The sequence below is a fragment of the Nonomuraea sp. NPDC049419 genome (genome assembly GCF_040676995.1).
Classification (GTDB): Bacteria; Actinomycetota; Actinomycetes; order Streptosporangiales; family Streptosporangiaceae; genus Nonomuraea; species Nonomuraea salmonea.
Genome location: NZ_JBFAQB010000003.1, coordinates 32,546 through 51,610, shown reverse-complemented (window position 1 = coordinate 51,610; position 19,065 = coordinate 32,546). Strand labels below are relative to the sequence as shown.

Sequence of the window (19,065 nt, the reverse complement as noted above, 5' to 3'; positions counted from 1 at the left end):
GGGATCGGTGATGGAGACGCTGATCGCGGCGCTGCGCTCGCTGCTGCCTCACGACGCGGTGATCACCGATCCCGTACGCCTGCGCACGTACGAGTGCGACGGCCTGACCTACCACCGCGCCACCCCCGGCGTGGTGGTGCTGCCGGAGACCGCCGAGCAGGTCGCCGCCGTGGTGCGCCTGTGCAACGAGCACGCCGTGCCCTTCGTGGCCCGCGGCTCGGGCACCGGCCTGTCGGGCGGCGCGCTCCCCCGCGAGGACGGCGTGCTCATCGTCACCTCGAAGATGCGCGCGATCCTGGAGATCGACCTGCCCGACCGCAGGGCCGTGGTGGAGCCGGGCGTGACGAACCTGGCCATCACCGAGGCCGTGCGCGCCCAGGGCTACTACTACGCCCCCGACCCCTCCAGCCAGCAGGTCTGCTCGATCGGCGGCAACGTGGCGGAGAACTCGGGCGGCGCCCACTGCCTCAAATACGGCTTCACGGTCAACCACGTCGAGGCGTGCGAGATCGTCACCCCCGACGGCGACCTGGTCACGCTCGACCGCATGGACCCCGGCTACGACCTGCTGGGCGCGTTCATCGGGTCGGAGGGCACGCTGGGCATCGCCACCAAGATCACCGTACGGCTGAGCCGCGCGCCGGAGGCGGTGACCACGGTGCTGGCCGCGTTCGACAGCATCGAGCAGGGCGGCAGGGCGGTGTCGGCGATCATCGGGGCGGGCATCGTGCCCGCCGCGATCGAGATGATGGACGCCCTCGCCATCGAGGCGGCCGAGGCCGCGGTGGCCTGCTCCTATCCCGAGGGCGCGGGCGCGGTGCTGATCGTCGAGCTGGACGGGCCTGCGGCCGAGGTCGAGCGGCAGTTCGCGCGGCTGCGGGAGATCTGCTCCGAGGCGTTCGAGCTGCGGGTGGCGGCCGACCCGGCGGAGCGCGCGGCGATCTGGAAGGGCCGCAAGTCGGCGTTCGCCGCCGTGGGGCGCATCAGCCCGGCGTACATCGTGCAGGACGGCGTGGTCCCCCGCACGTCGCTGCCGGCCGTGCTGGCGGCCATCGACCGGCTGTCGGAGGAGCACGACATCAGGGTGGCCAACGTCTTCCACGCCGGCGACGGCAACCTGCATCCGCTGGTGCTGTTCGACGACGGCGACCCCGGCGCGGGTGAGCGGGCCGAGGTGGTGTCGGGGGCGATCCTCGACCTGTGCATCGAGCACGGCGGCTCGATCACCGGCGAGCACGGGGTGGGGGTGGACAAGTCGCGGTACATGCCGAAGATGTTCAGCGCCGACGACCTCGACACCATGCAGCTGGTCCGCTGCGCGTTCGACCCCGAGGGGCTGGCGAACCCGGGCAAGGTGTTCCCCACCCCGCGCCTGTGCGGCGAGGTGCCGGGGAAGCGCAAGGGCGTGCACCCGCTGGTCGAGTCGGGGAAGGCGGAGCAGTTTTGAGCGACACGATCGGCGGAGTCACGACCCGGCAAGCTGGGCCGGACGACGCGGTGGCCGGGGTGCGGCCCCGCTGGGTGGTGCTGCCGGAGAGCGTCGAGGAGATCGCGGCCGTGCTGCGGGCCTGCGCGGAGCGGGACCTCGCGGTGGTGCCCGCCGGCGGTGGCACGAAGCTGCACTGGGCGCCGCCGCCCGAGCGCTGCGACGTGCTGCTCGACATGTGCTGCATGAACGAGGTGCTGGAACACGCGGCAGGCGACCTGGTGGTGCGCGCGCAGGCCGGGGTGACGATGGCTGCGCTGTCCGGCGTGCTCGCGGGCGAGGGTCAGGAGCTGGCGCTCGACGTGCCGTTCGCCGGGGACGCCACGGTCGGCGGCACGCTGGCCACCGGAGGGCCGGCAGGCCCGCGCGCCTTCCGCTACGGCACCGCCCGCGACCTGCTCATCGGCATCACGGTGGTGCTGCCCGACGGCACGATCGCCCGCTCGGGCGGCAAGGTCGTCAAGAACGTCGCGGGCTACGACCTGGGCAAGCTGTTCACCGGCTCGTACGGCACGCTCGGCGTCATCGCCGAGGCCACGTTCCGCCTGCACCCGCTGCCGCCCGGCCGCCGCTGGGTGGTCGCCCGCCTCGGCGACATCGCGAAGGACGACGTCGCGAAGGCGGCGGAGCTGGCGGCGGAGCTGGCGGCCTCGCAGGCCGAGCCGAGCGCGGTCGAGATCGACAGGCCCGCCCCTGACGCGCCGATCACGCTCGCCGCGCTGGTCGAGGGCACGGCGGCGGCCGGCAGGGCGGCGGCGCTGCGCGATCTGATCAGCGCGGGGGAGATCACCGAGGAGCCGCCGCCGTGGTGGGGGCGCATCCTCGCCGACGAGGTGCTGATCGAGCTGCGGTTCCCGCCGGCGGCGACGGCCGCGGTGCTCGACGCGGCCGGCCCTACCGGCATGGCGCTGCGCGGCTCGCCGGTGCGCGGGCGGCTGCTGCTGGAGTCGGCGCAGGCGATGGAGGAGGGCGAGCTGGCCGCCGCCGTGGCGCGGCTGCGGGCCGAGGTCGAAGCGGCCGGCGGGCGGGTGCACGTCCTCGCGGCGCCGTACGCGAAGCTCGACAGGTGGGGGCAGGTGGGTTCGCTGCCGTTGATGCGGCGGGTCAAGGAACGGTTCGATCCCGGTCGCAGGATGTCTCCAGGCCGGTACGTGGGAGGCGTGTGACGTGGACCCGGAGCTGATCAACGACTGCGTGCACTGCGGGTTCTGCCTGCCGACGTGCCCGACGTACGCGCTGTGGGGCGAGGAGATGGACTCGCCGCGCGGCCGCATCCACCTGATGAAGCAGCACGTCGAGGGGACCCCCGTCACGCCCGAGATGGCCGGGCACTTCGACGCCTGCCTGGGCTGCATGGCCTGCGTGACGGCGTGCCCCTCGGGGGTGCGCTACGACCGGCTGATCGAGCAGACCAGGGTGGAGGTGGAGCGTCAGCACGTACGCGAGCCGCAGGAGCGCGCCGTGCGCGGCATCGTCTTCACCCTGTTCCCTTACCCGCGCAGGCTGCGCCTGCTGCGCCCGACGATGTGGCTGGCCAGGCGGATGGCGCCGTTCCTCGAGCGGGCGAACCCGAGCCTGGGCGCCATGGCGGCGCTGGCGCCCCGCGTCGAGCGGCGGCAGCGCCTGCCGCGCCTGGTGAGGGCCAGGGGCGAGCGCCGCGCCACGGTGGGGATGCTCACCGGGTGTGTGCAGCGGGAGTTCTTCCCGCAGGTCAATGCGGCCACCGCGCGGGTGCTCGCGCTGGAGGGCTGCGACGTCGTGGTGCCGCCGGAGCAGGGCTGCTGCGGGGCGCTCAGCGTGCACTCGGGGCTCGACCGGCAGGCGGGGCGGCTGGCGCGCAGGACGGTCGAGGTGTTCGAGCGGGCCGGGGTCGACACGGTCGTGGTCAACGCGGCGGGCTGCGGCTCCGCCATGAAGGAGTACGCCGAGCTGCTCGGCCGCGAGCCGGGCTTCCGGGTCATGGACCTGTCGGAATATCTGGCCGAGCTGGGCCCGGTGGCCAAGCGGCACCCGCTGCCGCTCACGGTGGCCTACCACGACGCCTGCCATCTGGCCCACGCCCAGGGCGTGCGGGCGCAGCCGCGCGAGCTGCTGGCCGGCATCCCCGGCCTGGAGGTGCGCGAGATCCCCGAGTCGGCGATCTGCTGCGGCTCGGCGGGCACGTACAACCTGCTGCGGCCGCAGGCCGCGCGCGACCTCGGCGACAGGAAGGCGGCCTCGGTGCGCACGACGGGGGCCGAGCTGCTGGTGTCGGCCAACCCGGGGTGCACGATGCAGATCGCCGCGGCGATGAAGCGGGCGGGCGCCGACATCAGGGTCGCCCACACCGCGGAAGTGCTCGACGCCTCCCTGCGCGGGGTCACGCTGTGAGCGTCCAGTCCGTGGAGCGGGCGCTCGACGTGCTGGAGGCGCTGGCCGAGCACGGGGGCGAGGCGGGGCTCTCGGAGATCGCGGCGCGCACGGGCCTGCCGTACGGCACGATCCACCGGCTGCTGCAGACGCTGCTGTCGCGCGGCTACGTCCGGCAGGAGTCCGACCGCCGGTACGCGCTCGGCGGCGGGCTGGTCCGGCTGGGCGGCATCGCGGAGAGCATGGTCGGGGTGTGGGCGCAGCCGTACCTGGCGAAGATGGTCGAGCTGTCCGGCGAGACCGCGAACCTGGCCGTGCTGGAGGGCGACTTCGTCGTCTACGTCGCGCAGGTGCCCTCGCCGCGCAGGCTGCGGATGTTCGCCGAGGTGGGCAGGCGGGTGCTGCCGCACAGCACGGCGGTGGGCAAGGTGCTGCTGGCCGGGCGGCCGGCGGCGGAGGCGCTGGCGGTGTTCGAGCGCACCGGCATGCCGCGCCGCACGCCCAACACGATCACCGAGCTGCGTGCGATGCAGGCGGAGCTGGAGGCCGTCGGCAGCCGGGGCTATGCGCTCGACCTGGGCGAGGAGGAGCTGGGCGTGCACTGTCTCGCGGTGCCGGTGCGGGACGGGAGCCGGGTGGTCGCGGCCATGTCCGTCTCGGGCCCCGCCGAGCGGATCGACGCCCTTGACCGCGACGAGCTGGCCGCGGCCATGCGGGAGATCGCATCGCAGTTCGGTGACGAGCTGGGACCGATCGCCGACTGAACGATATTCTGTTGCGCTATGAGCAACAGCACGTCGGTCCAGTCGGTCGATCGTGCCATCGCGATCTTGGAGATCCTCGCCCGCGACGGCGCCAGCCGGGTCACGGACCTGGCGACCGAGCTGGACGTACACAAATCCACCGCCTTCCGCCTGCTATCGGCCCTCGAACAGGGCGGGCTCGTCGAACAGAGCGGCGATCGCGGGCGCTACCGGCTCGGGTTCGGCGTCGTGCGGCTGGCCGGCGCGGCCACCGCCCGCCTCGACCTGTCGGGCGAGAGCCGCCCCGTCTGCCTGCGCCTCGCCGAGGAGATCGGCGAGACCGTCAGCGTGGCGGTGCCGCGCAACGGCGACGCGGTCAACATCACGCAGGTGCGCGGCCCCGCCGCCATCAGCGGCCACAACTGGGTCGGCCAGCGCACCCCCTCGCACGCCACCTCCAGCGGCAAGGTGCTGCTCGCCTTCGGCGCGCTGCGGCCGCCCGCCGAGCTGGAACGCTACACGCCCAACACCATCACATCGGCCGACGAGCTGGGGCTGGAGGAGATCAAGGAGCGCGGCTGGGCCACCGCCGTCGAGGAGCTGGAAGTGGGGCTCAACGCCGTCGCCGCGCCGATCAGGGGCTCCGACGAGTCGGTGGTGGCGGCCGTCAGCGCGTCGGGCCCGTCGTACCGGCTGACGCAGGAACGGCTGCCCGAGGTGGGGGCGACCCTGGTGGCGGGCGCGAACGAGATCAGCCAGCGCATCGGCTATTACGGTTGAGACATGTGTAGAAGCATCAAGACCCTCCGCCCGCCGTACACCGAGAGCGTGACAGAGGAGGACGTGCGGGCGGCCGCGCTGCAGTACGTCAGGAAGATCTCCGGCTTCCGCGCGCCCGCGGCGCACAACGCGGAGGCGTTCGACCGCGCGGTCGAGGCGATCACCAGGGCGTCGGAGGACCTGCTCGGCGCGCTGCAGGTCCGCGGGAGCCGTTGACAGGTCCTGCCCACGGGATCAGTGTCCCGGTATGACCCCTTAGCGTTCCCAGGAGCTCCCATGATCAGCGGGTTGTACGAGGGACAGGACGGCGACTCGCGGCTGGCGCTCCGCGTCGACGTCGACGGGCCGCGGCCGGCCGGGCGGGTGAGCGGTGACCTGTTCACCGTGGCGGGCGCGACCACCTCCTACGCGGGCTCGTTCGTGGTGCACGCCCCCGACGTGCGCGACGGGCTCATCCACGGGCGCGGCGACTTCACCTTCGACGTGCCCGACCGTGACGTGCGGGTCGAGCTCGCCGACGGGGCGGGCAGCGCGGTGGTGGCGGGGCGGGCGTACCCGGTGGTGTTCGCCTCCCCCTACTTCCGCAGCGTGCTGCTCGAACAGGACTCCGTGGTCGGCTCCGTGCCGTTCGCGTCGTACCGGACCGGCACGCTGCCGGGGCCGGCCGCATCGCCCGACAGGGAGCTGACGGTGGCGGGCGCGTACGCGGAGGCCGGCGTCGAGCTGCGGGTGGCCGAGCCCGAGGTGATCCCGGTCGAGGGCTCGGGCGCCGACCTGGCGTGGGACGACGCCGAGCTGCACCACGCGATGACCCGGCACTTCGGCGCGTTCGGCGACGCGCCCGCCTGGCGGGTGTGGCTGCTGGTGGCCAGCAAGCACGTCGGCGGCTACCGGGGCATCATGTTCGACTACGACGACGCCCACCAGCGGCAGGGCTCCGCGGTCTTCTACGACGCGATCAAGGGGGACACGCCGGAGTCGCGGCGGGCGCAGCTGCGCACGTACGTGCACGAGCTCGGCCACGCCTTCAACCTGCTGCACTCCTGGCAGAAGAACCTCGCCACCCCGCCCCAGCCGCTCGGCCCCGACGGCGGCTTCGGCGACCTGTCGTGGATGAACTACGCGTGGAACTACCGTCCCGGCGGCGAGCCCGCGTACTGGGCGGCCTTCCCGTTCCAGTTCACCGACGCCGAGCTGGTGCACCTGCGGCACGGCTTCTACCGCGACGTCGCCATGGGCGCGAACGCCTTCGGCCGGGGCGCCGCCGAGATCGACCCCTTCGAGCGGCCGGTCGAGGACCACTCCGGGCTGCGGCTGGAGCTGCGCGCCAAGGAGTCGTTCGAGCTGGGCGAGCCTGTCGTGGTCGAGCTGAAGCTGTCGTGCGCGGGCGAGCCGGTGACCACGCACGGCCACCTGCACCCCGACACCGAGTTCACCCAGGTGTCGATCACCCGGCCGGACGGCTCGACCGTGCTGTACCGGCCGATGATGCGGCACTGCGTGGACGGCTCGACGGACGTCAGGCTCGATGCGGGCAACCCGGCGATGTACCGCAGCGCGTACGTCGGGCACGGCCGCGACGGCCACTACTTCCAGCAGCCAGGCGAATACCAGGTGCGGGCCCGGTACATAGCCGCCGACGGCTCCCGCATCGTCTCCCCCGCCTGCCCGGTCAGGGTGCGCCTCCCGGTGAGCCGCGCCGACCACGAGGTGGCCGAGCTGATGCTGGGCGAGGAGCAGGGCAAGCTGTTCTCGCTGCTCGGCTCCGACGCGCCCGAGCTGCGCGCCGGCAACCTGGCGCTGGACGAGCTCATCAACCGGCACGGCGGCCACCCGCTGGCCGTCTACGCCCGGCTGGTCAAGGGGCTCAACGCCGAGCGGGAGTTCAAGGAGCTGACGCCGGGCGGGCTGCGGGTCCGGCCGCCCGACCCCAAGCAGGGCATCGAGCACCTCGGCCAGGTCGTCCGCGCGGGCGGCATCGACAACATCACGCTCAACCTGGCGATGCGCCGCCTGGCCAGGGCCGAGGCGCGGCAGGGCGACCTGGGCCGGGCGAACGCCGTCATGGACGCGATGGTCGCCACGTTCCAGGCGAAGGGCGTCAACCCCATCGTCATGGGACAGATCCGCCGTCAGGCCGAGCTGACGAAGTCGGCGCTCAGCGCCGAGGCGCCCTGACACCGGCGGTCAAGCCGCCCGCAAGGTGATCTCCCTATCGTGGCCGTGTTCCCCGGCTTCTGACATGGGAGGACCGAGTGCTTTCACCTCAGCGGCGTGCCGCCCTCAACGTGCTGCTGCCGTGGCTCTTCGCCAGACAGGTGTTCAAACCCAAGGTCGGCACGGGGAAGAAGGACCGGCTGCTGGACCGGCTCGCGTTCTGGCGGTCGGCGACCGGCCTGGTGATGATCGTGATCGCGACGTCGAATTACCAGCACATCGTGTTCGTCTCGGGCAACCTCGGGCTGAAGGTCGTGCAGAGCGGCGTGGTCGCGCTGCTCCTGCCGCCGCTGGCGTTCGTCGTCCTGCTGCTCGTGACCCGGCCCGGCCTGCGCGGCACGCTCATGCCCGGCGCGCGGCGGCTGCTCGCCCGCGCGGGGCTCGCGGTGGCGGTCGTCGTGCTGCCGTTCGTCACCTGGTCCTTGCTGGCGGCCGCCGGCGACGGCACCGTCACGATCTCGCTCCCGGACGCCGGGGTGGGGACGTTGTTCCTCATCCTGCTGTCCCCGCTGCTCTTCCTCTGGTTCTGGTGCTTCTGGGGCTGCACGCTCTACTGGGCGGCGCGCACCGGGCTGTGGAGCGCCGAGCTGCACCCGCTGCTCGCGCCGGTCGGCACGACGGCCGTCATGCTGCTGGTCACCAGTCTGGAGCTGAGCGAGGGCGACGCGAAGGGCGTGCCGTTCTGGCTGTGGCTGACACTCAACCTGTGCGGGGTCGTCTCGTCCCTGACGCTGGCCGTGCTGGAGTACCGGCACCTGCGCAAGGCCGGTCACCGGTGGCGCGAGGGGCCCGATCAGTGCTCGCGTACGACGGGGGCGCCGCCCGAGCAGACGATCGTCAGCTCGACCTCCTCGCCCTCGTCCGGCTCGAACTCCACCTTCGCCTCGCCCGCAGGCCCCGGCTCGACGCCGTCCACCTTGTAATCCTGGGCGGGACTCCACGAGCGCAGCGTGACCAGGCCGCCGTCGCAGGAGGCGATCACCGTGCCGCCCGCGCTGCGGATCAGCCGGCTCTGCCCGGTCTGCGTCGCCGCGGGGGACGGGGTGGCGGCGCTGCGGGTGGTGGCCGTGGCCAGCTCCGCGCGCACCTCCTCGGGGCCGAGCACATGGCTGTCGGAGCCGGTCAGTCCGTTGCCGAGCAGGCCGAGCACCGCCACGGCCGCACCGGTGGCGGCGATCGCGGTGGCGGCCCAGGCCACGACTAGTCTCTTCATCCCGATCAGGTTCTCCCCTGTCCGGCTAACGCCAGGTTAAGGCGACGCTAAGGCTGCTCTATGCAGGGCCGGAAAGCGTCTACGTTCTTCGTATGGCAGACATCCTGCTCATCGAGGACGACGTGGCGATCCGTACGGCGCTGAGCCGGGGGCTGCGGGAGCTCGGCCATGCCGTCTCCTCCTCCCCCACCGCCATGGACGGGCTGCGGCTGGCCGTCCAGGACCGGCCCGACCTGATCGTGCTCGACCTCGGGCTGCCCGACCTCGACGGCGTGGAGCTGCTGCGCATGCTGCGGGCGGTCAGCCGGGTGCCGGTCATCGTGGCCACCGCCCGTGACGGCGACGCCGAGATGGTGCCCGTGCTCGACGCGGGCGCCGACGACTACGTGGTCAAGCCGTACAGCGCGGCGCAGCTCGACGCCCGGGTGCGGGCCGTGCTGCGGCGCGCGGGCGGCTCGGCCCCCGAACCGCTGGCGGTGGGCGCGCTGCGGGTCGATCCGCGGGCCCGTACGGCGACGCTCGACGGCACGCCGCTCGACCTGACGCCGCGCGAGTTCGACGTGCTGCACTACCTCGCGGCCCGGCCCGGCGAGGTGGTCACCAAGCGGGAGCTGCTGACCGAGGTGTGGCAGCTGCCGTACGGGGGCGCCGACAAGACCGTGGACGTGCACCTGTCGTGGCTGCGCAGGAAGCTGGGCGAGACGGCGGCCGAGCCACGCTACCTGCACACCGTGCGCGGTGTCGGCGTCAAGCTGGTCGAGCCGTCGTGAGGCGCTGGCTGGCGTTGCTCGTCGCGGCCACCACCTCGCTCGTGCTCATCGCGCTGCTGGTGCCGATGGCGCTGCTGATCCGCGCCGTGGCCGAGAACGGCGCGATGAGCAGGGCCACCGCCGCCGCCGAGTCGGTCGCCGTCGCGGTCGGCACGCCCGACCTGCCGCTGACGGTCGAGCAGGTGTCGCGGCCCGTGACCGTGTTCCTGCCCGACGGCACCACTGTCGGCTCGCCGGCCCGCCGCTCCGACGCGGTCCGCCTGGCCGCGACCGGCCGCAGCGTCACCGCCGCCGCGCCCGGCGGCAGGGAGGTGCTGGTCTCGGCGCAGTCGCCCGGCGGGACGGCGGTGATCAGGGTGTTCGTGCCGGACGACGAGCTGGGGCGCGGCGTGCGCGAGGCGTGGCTGGCGCTGCTGCTGATCGGGCTCGGTCTGGTGGTGCTCGGCATCGTGCTGGCCGACCGGCTGGCGCTGGCCGTCACCCGGCCCGTGGACGGCCTGGCCAGGGTCTCCCACCGGCTCGCGGGCGGCGATCTGACCGCGCGGGCCGAGCCGGGCGGGCCGCCCGAGGTGCGTTCGGTCGCGCTCGCGCTCAACCACCTCGCCGGACGCATCGACGAGCTGCTGGCCGCCGAGCGGGAGTCCGTGGCCGACCTGTCGCACCGGCTCCGCACGCCCCTGACGGGCCTGCGGCTGGACGCCGAGTCGCTGCGCGACCCGGAGGAGGCGGCCCGCGTCCAGGCCCGCGTGGACGCGCTGGAGCGCGCGGTGAGCGCCGTCATCACCGAGGCCCGCCGCCGCACCGCAGGCCGCGAGTCGTGCGACGCGGCAGACGTGGTGGGTGAGCGGGTGCGCTTCTGGTCGGTGCTGGCCGAGGACCAGGGACGCGAGGTCACGGTCACGCTGCCGGACGGCCCGCTGCCGGTGGCGGTGGGCGCCGAGGAGCTGGCCGCGTGCGTGGACGCCCTGCTCGGCAACGTCTTCGCCCACACCCCTGAGGGCGTCGCGATGTCCGTACGCCTGCGCCCGCACCCGCCCGGCGCCCTGCTCACCGTCGAGGACACGGGACCCGGCTTCGAACCGGCCCTCCTTGAGCGCGGCACCAGCGGCGCCGGCTCGACGGGCCTGGGCCTCGACATCGCCCGCCGCACCGCGGAGTCATCAGGCGGCGGCCTGACCGTCGCCACCGGGGACCGCGGCGGCGCCCGCGTCGACCTGCTCCTCGGCGCCCCCTGAAGCGTCTTCTCGCCGCCTTAACCACCGTTTAGCGCGCGGTTACCGGGGGTCGCGGTTTCGTAGGGGCATGCGAATCACAAAGAAGCTTCTCGTGGCCGGTGCCGGTGTCGTCTCCCTGATCGCGTGCGGTGGCGCGGCGTACGCCACCGCCGCGACCGCGGCCGAGGCCGCCGCGCCCGCCGCACCCAAGGTCACCGCCGAGCAGGCCATCGAGATCGCGCACCAGCAGGTGCCGGGCGCCTGGGTCAGCGAGCTCGACTTCGACCGCAACGGCACCGCCGCCGACGTCTGGGAGCTGGAGCTGGTCAAGGGCTCCCAGCGGCACGAGGTGAAGGTGGACGCCGCCTCGGGCAAGGTCACCAAGTCCGAGGCGGACAACAACGACGACCGGGACGACAACGACGACGACGACTGATCCTTCGCACCTTCCTGTGGCGCCGGCTCACCCCCACGGTGGGCCGGCGCGTTCATGCGGTCAGCAGGAGTCCAGGATGCCCTTCATGGCGTCCTTCTCCGCCGAGGTCACCCACACCCCGTATTTGGCCTTCACGTCGATCTGGCGGGCGATGTAGGCGCACCGGTACGCCTTGCGCGGCGGCAGCCAGGTGGCCGCGTCGGAGTCGCTCTTCTGGCCGTTCAGCGGGCCGTCCACGGCGAGCAGGTTCAGCGGGTCGTTGGCGAACTCCTTGCGCTTGGTCGCCGACCACTGCTGGGCGCCTTTCTGCCAGGCGTCCGACAGCGGCACGAGGTGGTCGATCTGGACGGCGCTGCTGGTGGTCTGGCCGCGCTTGAACGTGATGGTCTTGCCGCTGTAGGGGTCCTCCAGGGTGCCGGTCAGCACGATGCAGTCGTGGGTGCCCGCCTTGAACGTCTCGTCCTCCATGTCGCGCTTGAGGATGTCGTTGCGGGTGTCACAGCCGTTGCGGTCGACGTCGGACCAGGCCGGGCCGAACTTGTCGCGGTCGAAGCCGGTCTTGGGCGCGCGGCCCTTGACCTCCAGCTCTCCGAGCTTCTTCTTCGCGTCGGCGACCGCGGCGGAGTCGGGCTTCGCGTCCGAGGCCCCGCCGCTCGACCGGGCCTCCAGTCCGCCGCACCCGGCCAGCATCGTCACCGTGGCCAGGCCGGCCATGAACGCCCGTACGCGCACGCTTGCTCCCCAGACTTCGCTCAAAAATCTCGTAAAGTCTAGGTAATTCCCCAGTATGTCGTTATAACGCCTCTACGGCATCGACCAGCCACTCCGCCAGATAGCTGGTGAAAGACGACCTCACGTAGATCCGGTACGTTTCGGGCGCCCGCCGCTCCAGGATGACCGGCGCCTTGCCCAGCAGGGTCTGGGCGTGCCCGGGGAAGGCCGACGGGTGCAGGTCGATCGGGCAGCCGGTGATCAGCACCTCATCGGCCGCCGGGCCCGCCAGCTCCAGCACCGTACGCTGCCCCGACACGTCCACCCAGGCGGGTCCCGGCGTCGCGTCCCCCGCCACGAGCCACCAGGACGGCCCCAGCCGCAACCCCGTCCCCGGGTCCGCGCCCCTGACCTCCCACATCGGCTCGAACGCCACCTCGCGCAGCCGCACCCGCGTCCCGCTCGCCGCCGCGAACCGCGCGGCGAAGGCGGCGGCCGGGCTCTCCGCCCGCGCCCGGGTGAGCGGCGTGACCGTGCCGGCCGGCAGCGGCTCGCCGTCGCGGCGGGCGTTGCCGGGGTCGTAGAAGACCGGCTCCACGACCGTCACGGGCAGCGCCGCACCCCCTGACACCGCCGTCAGCCGGTCGCCCGGCGCCGCCTCCCTGGCCAGCGCCAGGCAGAAGGTACGCCCGAGCGCCTCACTGTGATAGCTGGAGGTGACGTGGCCGAGCATCGGCACCACGCCGTCCGGCGCACGCCCGGCCGCCACGAGCTGCGCGCCCTCGTCCACCCGCGCCGTGGGGTCGTCGGGCAGCAGGCCGACCAGGCGCTTGCGGTCCCGCCGCGCGGTGTCGGGCCTGGCGTGCGAGCGCTTGCCGACGAAGTCGGGCTTGCGCTTGGAGACGATCCACGACATGCCGAGGTCCTGCGGAGTGACCGTGCCGTCGGTCTCCTGGCCGACGATCGCGAAGCCCTTCTCGGCGCGCAGCACGTGCATGGTCTCGGTCCCGTACGGGACCGCCCCCAGCTCCAGCACCGCCTCCCACAGCGCCCGCCCGTACGCCCACGGCACGTTCACCTCGTACGCCAGCTCGCCCGAGAAGCTGATCCTGAACACCCGCCCCGGCACGCCCAGCACCTCGACCGCCGCGTACCGCATGAACGCCAGGTCCACCGCCTCCGGCGCGACGGCCGCGAGCACCCGCCTGGCGTGCGGCCCGGCCACGGCGACCGTCGCCCAGTGGTCGGTGACCGAGGTGAACGACACGTCCAGGTCAGGCCACTCCGTCTGGTGCCACTCCTCCAGCCAGTCGAACACCGCGGCGGCGTTGCCCGTCGTCGTGGTCATCAGGTAGTGGTCGTCGGCGAGCCTGGTGGTGGTGCCGTCGTCGACCACCATGCCGTCGGCCCGGCACATCAGGCCGTAGCGGCAGGCGCCGACCGGGAGGGTCGAGAACATGTTGGTGTAGACGCGGTCGAGGAACGTCCCGGCGTCCGCGCCCCTGATGTCGATCTTGCCGAGGGTGGAGGCGTCCATGGCGGCCACGTCCGTGCGGGCCGCCCGGCACTCGCGCCGCACGGCGTCCTCCATCGGCTCGCCGTCGTGGGGGAAGTACCAGGGGCGCTTCCACTGGCCGACGTCCTCGAACACGGCGCCGCGCGCCACGTGCGCGCCGTGCATGGCGGTGGTCCTGACCGGGTCGGACAGCTCGCCCCTGTCGCGTCCCGCCAGCGTGGCGAACGACACCGGCGTGTACGGCGGGCGGAACGTGGTCGTGCCCACCTGGCCGGGCGCGGCGCCGAGCAGCGCCGACATGACGCCCACCACGACCGCGCCCGACGTCTTGCCCTGGTCGGCGCCGGTGCCCGCGGTGGTGTAGCGCTTGACGTGCTCGACCGAGCGCATGCCGGTGCCGGTGGCCCTGGCGAGGTCGGCCACGGTCACGTCGCGATGCAGGTCCGCGAACGCCGGCTCGCCGCCGTCGCCCTCGACCAGCCACAGGGCGGCCGGCGGCGCGATCGGCCGCTCGTCGCACTCAGGAACCCGCAACTCTTCACGGCCGCCGCCCCGCCTGCCCGCGCCGAGCCCGCCCGCGCCGAGCCTGCCCGCGCCGAGCCCGCCCGCGTCCTGCCCGCGCGCCTCGGTCCGGCTCGCGCCGAACCCGCTCGCGCGGTCGCCGCGGCTGCCGGCGAGGGCCAGTTGCGCCGCTTCCGTGCCCGCCGCGTGGCCGTCGGCGATGGCGTCGCGGGTGCCGTACAGGCCCCTGCACGCCCCCGCCGACCGTTCGGCCTGCGCGGACGTGCCCGGCACGAACGCCTGCAGCTCCTCGTCGAACCTGACCCGCCCCTGCGACTGGCTGAACAGATGCACGGCCGGGTTCCAGCCGCCCGCCACGGCCAGCAGGTCCGCCTCGACCTGCCGGGAGCCGATCAGCACACCATTGAGCACGCCTTCTGCGTCGCCGGTCGTGCCGGTCACCACCTGCCCGTCGCGGCGGGGATCGACGACCTCGACGACCTCCACCCCGGCCGCCGCCAGGTCGGCCGCCGCCCCGTGGCCGGAGTCGGCGCAGGCGAAGACGACCGCCCGCCGCCAGGGCGCGACCCCGTACCGGTTGGCGTAGGCACGGGCCGCCGAGGCGAGCATCACCCCGGGACGGTCGTTGCCGGGGAAGGCGACCGAGCGCTCGTGCGCGCCCGTGGCCAGCACCACCCGGCGGGCCCTGATGTGCCACAGCCGCTCGCCGCGCGCCCGCCGCTCCACCGCCACCACGTAGTTGTGGTCGTAGTAGCCGACGGCGGTCGTACGCGTGAGCACCCGGCCCGGCAGGTCGAGCCCGGCCACCCAGTCGAGCGCGGGAGCGCCGTCGAGCAGCAGCCGCCCGTTGAGCAGGTCGCCGCCGAGGCGCGGCTGGTCGTCCACCAGGATCACCCGCGCGCCCAGCCGTCCCGCGGCGCTCGCGGCGGCGAGCCCGGCGGGACCGCCGCCCACCACGAGCACGTCGCAGTGCAGGTAGCCCTTGTCGCAGCGGCGTTCGTCCACGGCGTGCGGGTCCACCCGGCCCTTGCCGCGCAGGCTCCACGCCTCCAGGCCGTCGTACAGCTCGACCGTGGTGGCGGCCAGCATCGGGTCGGGGCCGACGCGGACGAGCGCGTTCGGCTCCTCGGGGCCGGCGGTGAAGACGCCGCGCGGCCGGCCGAGGGTCACGCTGCGGCCCACCACCCGTACGTCGTTGCGCAGCAGGGCGGCGGCCAGCGTGTCACCCGGCTCGCCCCGCAGCGGGCGGCCGTCGAAGGTGAACCTCATCAGCGCTTCCTGATCTCGTGGGTGACGGTGTGCCGCTCGACGTCGAACCAGGTCCGGCAGCCGTGCACGTGGAACCAGCGCTCCCGGAACCAGCCCTTGGGGTTGTCACGGAAGAAGACGTAGTCGGCCCACTCGGCGTCGGACGTCTCGCCGGCCGGGTAGGCGACGCCGGCCTGGCCGCCGTAGTGGAACTCGGTCTCGTCGCGGGGGCCGCAGTGCGGGCAGTCGATGAGCAGCATCAGTGCGCCACCGCCGCCGCGCCGTGCTCGTCGATGAGCGCCCCCGTCGTGAACCTCTCCAGCGCGAACGGCTCCGCCAGCGGGTGCGGGCGGTCGTTGGCGAGCGTGTCGGCGTAGACCCAGCCGGAGCCGGGGGTGGCCTTGAAGCCGCCGGTGCCCCAGCCGGCGTTGACGTACAGACCCTCTATGGGCGTGCGGCCGATGATCGGGGAGGCGTCGGGCGAGACGTCCACGATGCCGGCCCAGGTGCGCAGCACGCGCACCCGGCTGAAGATGGGGAACAGCTCCAGGGCCGCCGCCATCTGCGCCTCGATCACGTGGACGCCGCCGCGCTGCCCGTACGAGGTGTACGCGTCGATCCCCGCTCCCATGACCAGCTCGCCCTTGTGGGCCTGGCTGACGTACACGTGCACCGCGTTCGACATCACCACGCAGTCGAGCACCGGCTCCAGCAGCTCCGACACGAGCGCCTGGAGCGGATGCGACTGCAGCGGCAGCCGCAGCCCGGCCCGCGCGGCGAGCACCGAGGTGTGCCCGGCGGCGGCCAGCGCGACCTTGCCCGCGGCGATCCTGCCGCGCGAGGTCTCGACGCCGACGACCCGGCCACCGGTGATCTCGAACCCGGTGACCTCGCAGCCCTGGATCAGGTCCACGCCGTACGCGTCCGCCTTGCGGGCCAGCGCCCAGGCCACGTGGTCGTGCTTGGCGATGCCGCCGCGCCGCTGCAGCGTGGCCCCCATGACGGGGTAGCGGGCCCGCTGGGAGACGTTGATGATCGGGCAGAACTTCTTGACCTCGTCGGGGTCGAGCCATTCGGCGTCCACGCCGTTGAGCCGGTTGGCGTTGACCCGGCGCCGGCCCTCGCGCACGTCGCCCTGGTTGTGCGCGAGGTTGAGCACGCCGCGCTGGCTGAACCGCAGGTCGTAGTCCAGCTCCGCGCTCAGCCCCTCCCACAGCTTGAGCGAGTGCTCGTAGATGGCGGCGCTCTCGTCCCACAGGTAGTTGGAGCGGATGATCGTGGTGTTGCGCGCCATGTTGCCGCCGGCCAGCCAGCCGCGCTCCAGGACGGCGACGTTCGTCAGGCCGTGGTTCCTGGCCAGGTAGTACGCGGTGGCCAGGCCGTGGCCGCCGCCGCCGACGATGACGACGTCGTAGGCGGGTTCGGGGTCGGGGTTGCGCCAGAGGAAGTCGGGGTGGGTCAACGTCGGATCTTCTCCATCCCGGGGTCGTACAGGGGCTCGGCGGCGACCTCCGCGGGGACGCGGCGGCCGAAGTAGGAAATTTCCACCCGTGTCCCGGGGTGGGCCAGTTCCGCGGGCAGCCAGGCGTAGGCGATGGGACGCTCGATCGTGTGGCCGTAGGCGGCACTGGTGACGTAGCCGACCGTGCGGCCGTCGTGCCTGACCGGCTCCTTGCCCATGACGACCTCGGCGCTGAGCAGCGGCACCAGCTTGCGGGTGACGTCGGTGGCGAGGGCATCGCGGCCGATGAACTCCTTGTCCGTCTTGACCGCGAACCCCAGCCCCGCCTCGTACGGGGTGTGCTCGCTCGTCATGTCCACGCCCCACAGCCGGTAGCCCTTCTCCAGCCGCAGGCTGTTGAACGCGGCCCGGCCCCCCGCCACCGCGAGACCGGGCGCCCACAGCGTGTCCCAGAGCTTCAGCCCCATGTCGGCGCTGGTGTAGAGCTCCCAGCCCAGCTCCCCCACGTACGACACGCGCAGCGCCAGCACCGGCACGTGCCCGATGTGGCCCTGGCGGCAGCCGAAGTAGCGCAGGCCCTCGTGCGAGAGGTCCATGTCGGTCAGCGGCTGCACCAGCTCCCTGGCGCGCGGCCCCCACACGCCGACGCAGCAGGTGCCCGGCGTCAGGTCGCGCACGCGTACGCCGCCCGGCGCGTGCCTGGTCAGCCATTCGAGGTCGAGGTTGCCGTTGGCGCCGACCTGGAAGGTGTGCTCGTCGAGCCTGGCCACGGTGAGGTCGGAGCGGATGCCGCCCTTGGCGTCGAGCAGCAGCGTGTACGTGACGGAGCCGGGCTTCCTGTCCACGTTGTTCGTGGTCATGCGCTGCAGGAACGCCGCCGAGCCGGGCCCGCTGACCTCGATGCGCTTGAGCGGCGTCATGTCGTACAGCGCGACACCCTCCCTGGTGGCCAGCGACTCGCCCGCCGCGATCGGCGACCAGTAGCGGCTCGCCCACGCGTCCCGCTGTTCGGCGCCGGTGGCCGCCCTGGGCAGGTCCTCGTTGGCCGCGAACCAGTGCGGCCGCTCCCACCCCGCCGCCTCCAGGAAGAACGCGCCCAGCTCCCGCTGCCGCGGGTGGAACGGGCTCGTCCGCAGCGGGCGCGGCGACTCCATCGGCTGGAGGGGGTGGATGACGTCGTATACCTCGACGAAGTTCTGCTTGCCTCGCTCCTCGACGAAGGCCGGCGACAGCTGCGCCTGCTCGAACCTGCCCAGCTCGCACTCGTGCAGATCGACCTCGCTGCGCCCGCTCACCAGCACCTCGGCCACCGCCCGCGCGACGCCGGCCGAGTGGGTCACCCAGACGGCCTCGGCCAGCCAGAACCCGTCGAGGTGCGGCGCCTCGCCGATCAGCGGGAAGCCGTCGGGGGTGAAGGAGAAGACGCCGTTGATGCCGTCCTCGTACTTGGACTCGGCCAGGGCGGGCAGCAGCTCGACGGCGTCGCGCCAGGCGGGGTCGAAGTCCTCCTCGGTGAACGCCTGCACCGACGGCATCGTGGTGCCTCGCGGGCCGATCTCGGCCTGGGTGACCGGCATCGGGCGGTGGGAGTAGGAGCCGATGCCGATGCGGTCGCCGTGCTGCCGGAAGTAGAGGTCGCGGTCCTGGTGGCGGAGGATCGGGCCAGGTCGCAGGGCGCCGAGGGAGCCCGACTTCGCGTACTGGTGGGCCAGTGGCAGCAGCGGCACGTTCAGCCCGGCCAGCGCGCCGACCGTCGGCCCCCAGAAGCCCGCCGCGCACACCACCACGTCGGCGGGGATCGTCCGGTGCTCGCCCGCCACCACGACGGCGACGCCGGTCACCCGGCCGCCGCGCTGATCGATGCCCACCACCGTGTGCCCGCCCAGGAACCTGGCGCCGCGCTCGGTGGCCCGCGCCGCCTGCCGCTCGCCGCACGCGACCGCCGTCGCGAGCCCGTCGGAGGGCACGTGGAAGCCGCCGAGCACCTTGTCCGCGTCGAGCAGCGGCCACAGCGCAGCGCACTCGCCGGGGTCGAGCAGCCGCGCCTCGACGCCCCACGACTCGGCCCAGCCGAGCTTGCGGTGCAGGTCGGCCCAGCGCTCGGGGGTGGTGGCCAGCTCCAGGCCGCCGACCTGGCGGAAGCAGTCCGCGCCGAGCGCGGTGTACTTCCTGACCGTGTAGGCGGCGAACTCGGTCATCGTCTTCGACGGGTTGGTCTGGAAGACCAGGCCGGGGGCGTGGGAGCTGGAGCCGCCCGCGGCGAAGAGCGGGCCCTGATCGACCACGGTGACGTCCGTCCACCCCCGCTCGGTGAGCTCGTCGGCGAGGGCGCAGCCGACGATGCCCGCTCCCACGATCACCGTACGCGGTCGGCTCATGGTGCCTCCGGTTGTTCCTT

The 19,065-nt window shown here is 73.3% G+C and carries 16 protein-coding genes; 11 read left to right on the top strand and 5 right to left on the bottom strand.

Annotated elements, in window-relative coordinates; translation table 11 throughout:
* Positions 1–10 precede the first annotated feature (10 nt).
* The 11 genes from AB0K12_RS10340 (at position 11) to AB0K12_RS10290 (ending at position 11,208) form a co-directional block, all read left to right on the top strand.
* Entirely contained in the window at positions 11–1,447 is a 1,437-nt protein-coding gene (locus AB0K12_RS10340) for an FAD-linked oxidase C-terminal domain-containing protein (RefSeq protein ID WP_364557941.1), read from the top strand.
* Positions 1,444–2,652 carry an FAD-binding oxidoreductase gene (locus tag AB0K12_RS10335; protein WP_364557938.1) on the top strand — a complete coding sequence of 403 codons (1,209 nt, stop codon included), beginning with the start codon at positions 1,444–1,446 and terminating at the stop codon, positions 2,650–2,652. Before AB0K12_RS10340 ends, AB0K12_RS10335 begins: the two co-directional genes overlap by 4 nt.
* Position 2,653: 1 nt before the next feature.
* The gene (locus AB0K12_RS10330; protein WP_364557935.1) at positions 2,654–3,856 is read left to right on the top strand and encodes a heterodisulfide reductase-related iron-sulfur binding cluster; all 1,203 of its coding nucleotides are present in this window, start codon (positions 2,654–2,656) and stop codon (positions 3,854–3,856) included.
* Positions 3,853–4,599: an IclR family transcriptional regulator gene (locus tag AB0K12_RS10325; protein ID WP_364557932.1), complete on the top strand. Its 747-nt coding sequence runs from the start codon at positions 3,853–3,855 to the stop codon at positions 4,597–4,599. The genes AB0K12_RS10330 and AB0K12_RS10325 overlap by 4 nt, the downstream gene beginning before the upstream one ends.
* An 18-nt stretch (positions 4,600–4,617) precedes the next feature.
* Positions 4,618–5,358: an IclR family transcriptional regulator gene (locus tag AB0K12_RS10320; RefSeq protein ID WP_364377784.1), complete on the top strand. Its 741-nt coding sequence runs from the start codon at positions 4,618–4,620 to the stop codon at positions 5,356–5,358.
* Positions 5,359–5,361: 3 nt separating this feature from the next.
* Entirely contained in the window at positions 5,362–5,574 is a 213-nt protein-coding gene (locus AB0K12_RS10315; protein ID WP_364557928.1) for a DUF2277 domain-containing protein, read from the top strand.
* 60 nt (positions 5,575–5,634) lie between these two features.
* The gene (locus AB0K12_RS10310) at positions 5,635–7,536 is read left to right on the top strand and encodes a hypothetical protein (RefSeq protein WP_364557925.1); all 1,902 of its coding nucleotides are present in this window, start codon (positions 5,635–5,637) and stop codon (positions 7,534–7,536) included.
* Between the two features lie 77 nt (positions 7,537–7,613).
* Positions 7,614–8,498, top strand: a complete 885-nt coding sequence (locus AB0K12_RS10305; RefSeq protein ID WP_364557922.1) for a hypothetical protein — start codon at positions 7,614–7,616, stop codon at positions 8,496–8,498.
* A gap of 382 nt (positions 8,499–8,880) precedes the next feature.
* Positions 8,881–9,558 (top strand): response regulator transcription factor, encoded by a 678-nt coding sequence (locus AB0K12_RS10300; RefSeq protein ID WP_364557919.1) that lies wholly within the window; start codon positions 8,881–8,883, stop codon positions 9,556–9,558.
* Positions 9,555–10,793, top strand: a complete 1,239-nt coding sequence (locus tag AB0K12_RS10295; protein WP_364557912.1) for a HAMP domain-containing sensor histidine kinase — start codon at positions 9,555–9,557, stop codon at positions 10,791–10,793. Before AB0K12_RS10300 ends, AB0K12_RS10295 begins: the two co-directional genes overlap by 4 nt.
* 91 nt (positions 10,794–10,884) lie before the next feature.
* A complete protein-coding gene (locus AB0K12_RS10290; RefSeq protein WP_364557909.1) occupies positions 10,885–11,208 on the top strand; it encodes a PepSY domain-containing protein in 324 nt (107 codons plus the stop codon).
* A 60-nt stretch (positions 11,209–11,268) separates the two neighbouring features.
* On the opposite strand, the gene AB0K12_RS10285 is transcribed toward AB0K12_RS10290, so the two are convergent.
* From AB0K12_RS10285 to AB0K12_RS10265, 5 genes are all read right to left on the bottom strand, one after another.
* Positions 11,269–11,940, bottom strand: coding sequence for an HNH endonuclease family protein (locus tag AB0K12_RS10285; RefSeq protein WP_364557906.1), 672 nt, complete (start codon positions 11,938–11,940; stop codon positions 11,269–11,271).
* A 61-nt stretch (positions 11,941–12,001) separates the two neighbouring features.
* On the bottom strand, positions 12,002–15,226 hold the full coding sequence (locus AB0K12_RS10280) for a 2Fe-2S iron-sulfur cluster-binding protein (protein ID WP_364557904.1): 3,225 nt from the start codon (positions 15,224–15,226) through the stop codon (positions 12,002–12,004).
* Positions 15,226–15,465 (bottom strand): sarcosine oxidase subunit delta, encoded by a 240-nt coding sequence (locus AB0K12_RS10275; RefSeq protein WP_364557901.1) that lies wholly within the window; start codon positions 15,463–15,465, stop codon positions 15,226–15,228. Before AB0K12_RS10275 ends, AB0K12_RS10280 begins: the two co-directional genes overlap by 1 nt.
* The gene (locus AB0K12_RS10270; protein WP_364557898.1) at positions 15,465–16,667 is read right to left on the bottom strand and encodes a sarcosine oxidase subunit beta family protein; all 1,203 of its coding nucleotides are present in this window, start codon (positions 16,665–16,667) and stop codon (positions 15,465–15,467) included. The genes AB0K12_RS10275 and AB0K12_RS10270 overlap by 1 nt, the downstream gene beginning before the upstream one ends.
* A complete protein-coding gene (locus AB0K12_RS10265) occupies positions 16,664–19,045 on the bottom strand; it encodes an FAD-dependent oxidoreductase (RefSeq protein ID WP_364557895.1) in 2,382 nt (793 codons plus the stop codon). The genes AB0K12_RS10270 and AB0K12_RS10265 overlap by 4 nt, the downstream gene beginning before the upstream one ends.
* Positions 19,046–19,065 lie beyond the last annotated feature (20 nt).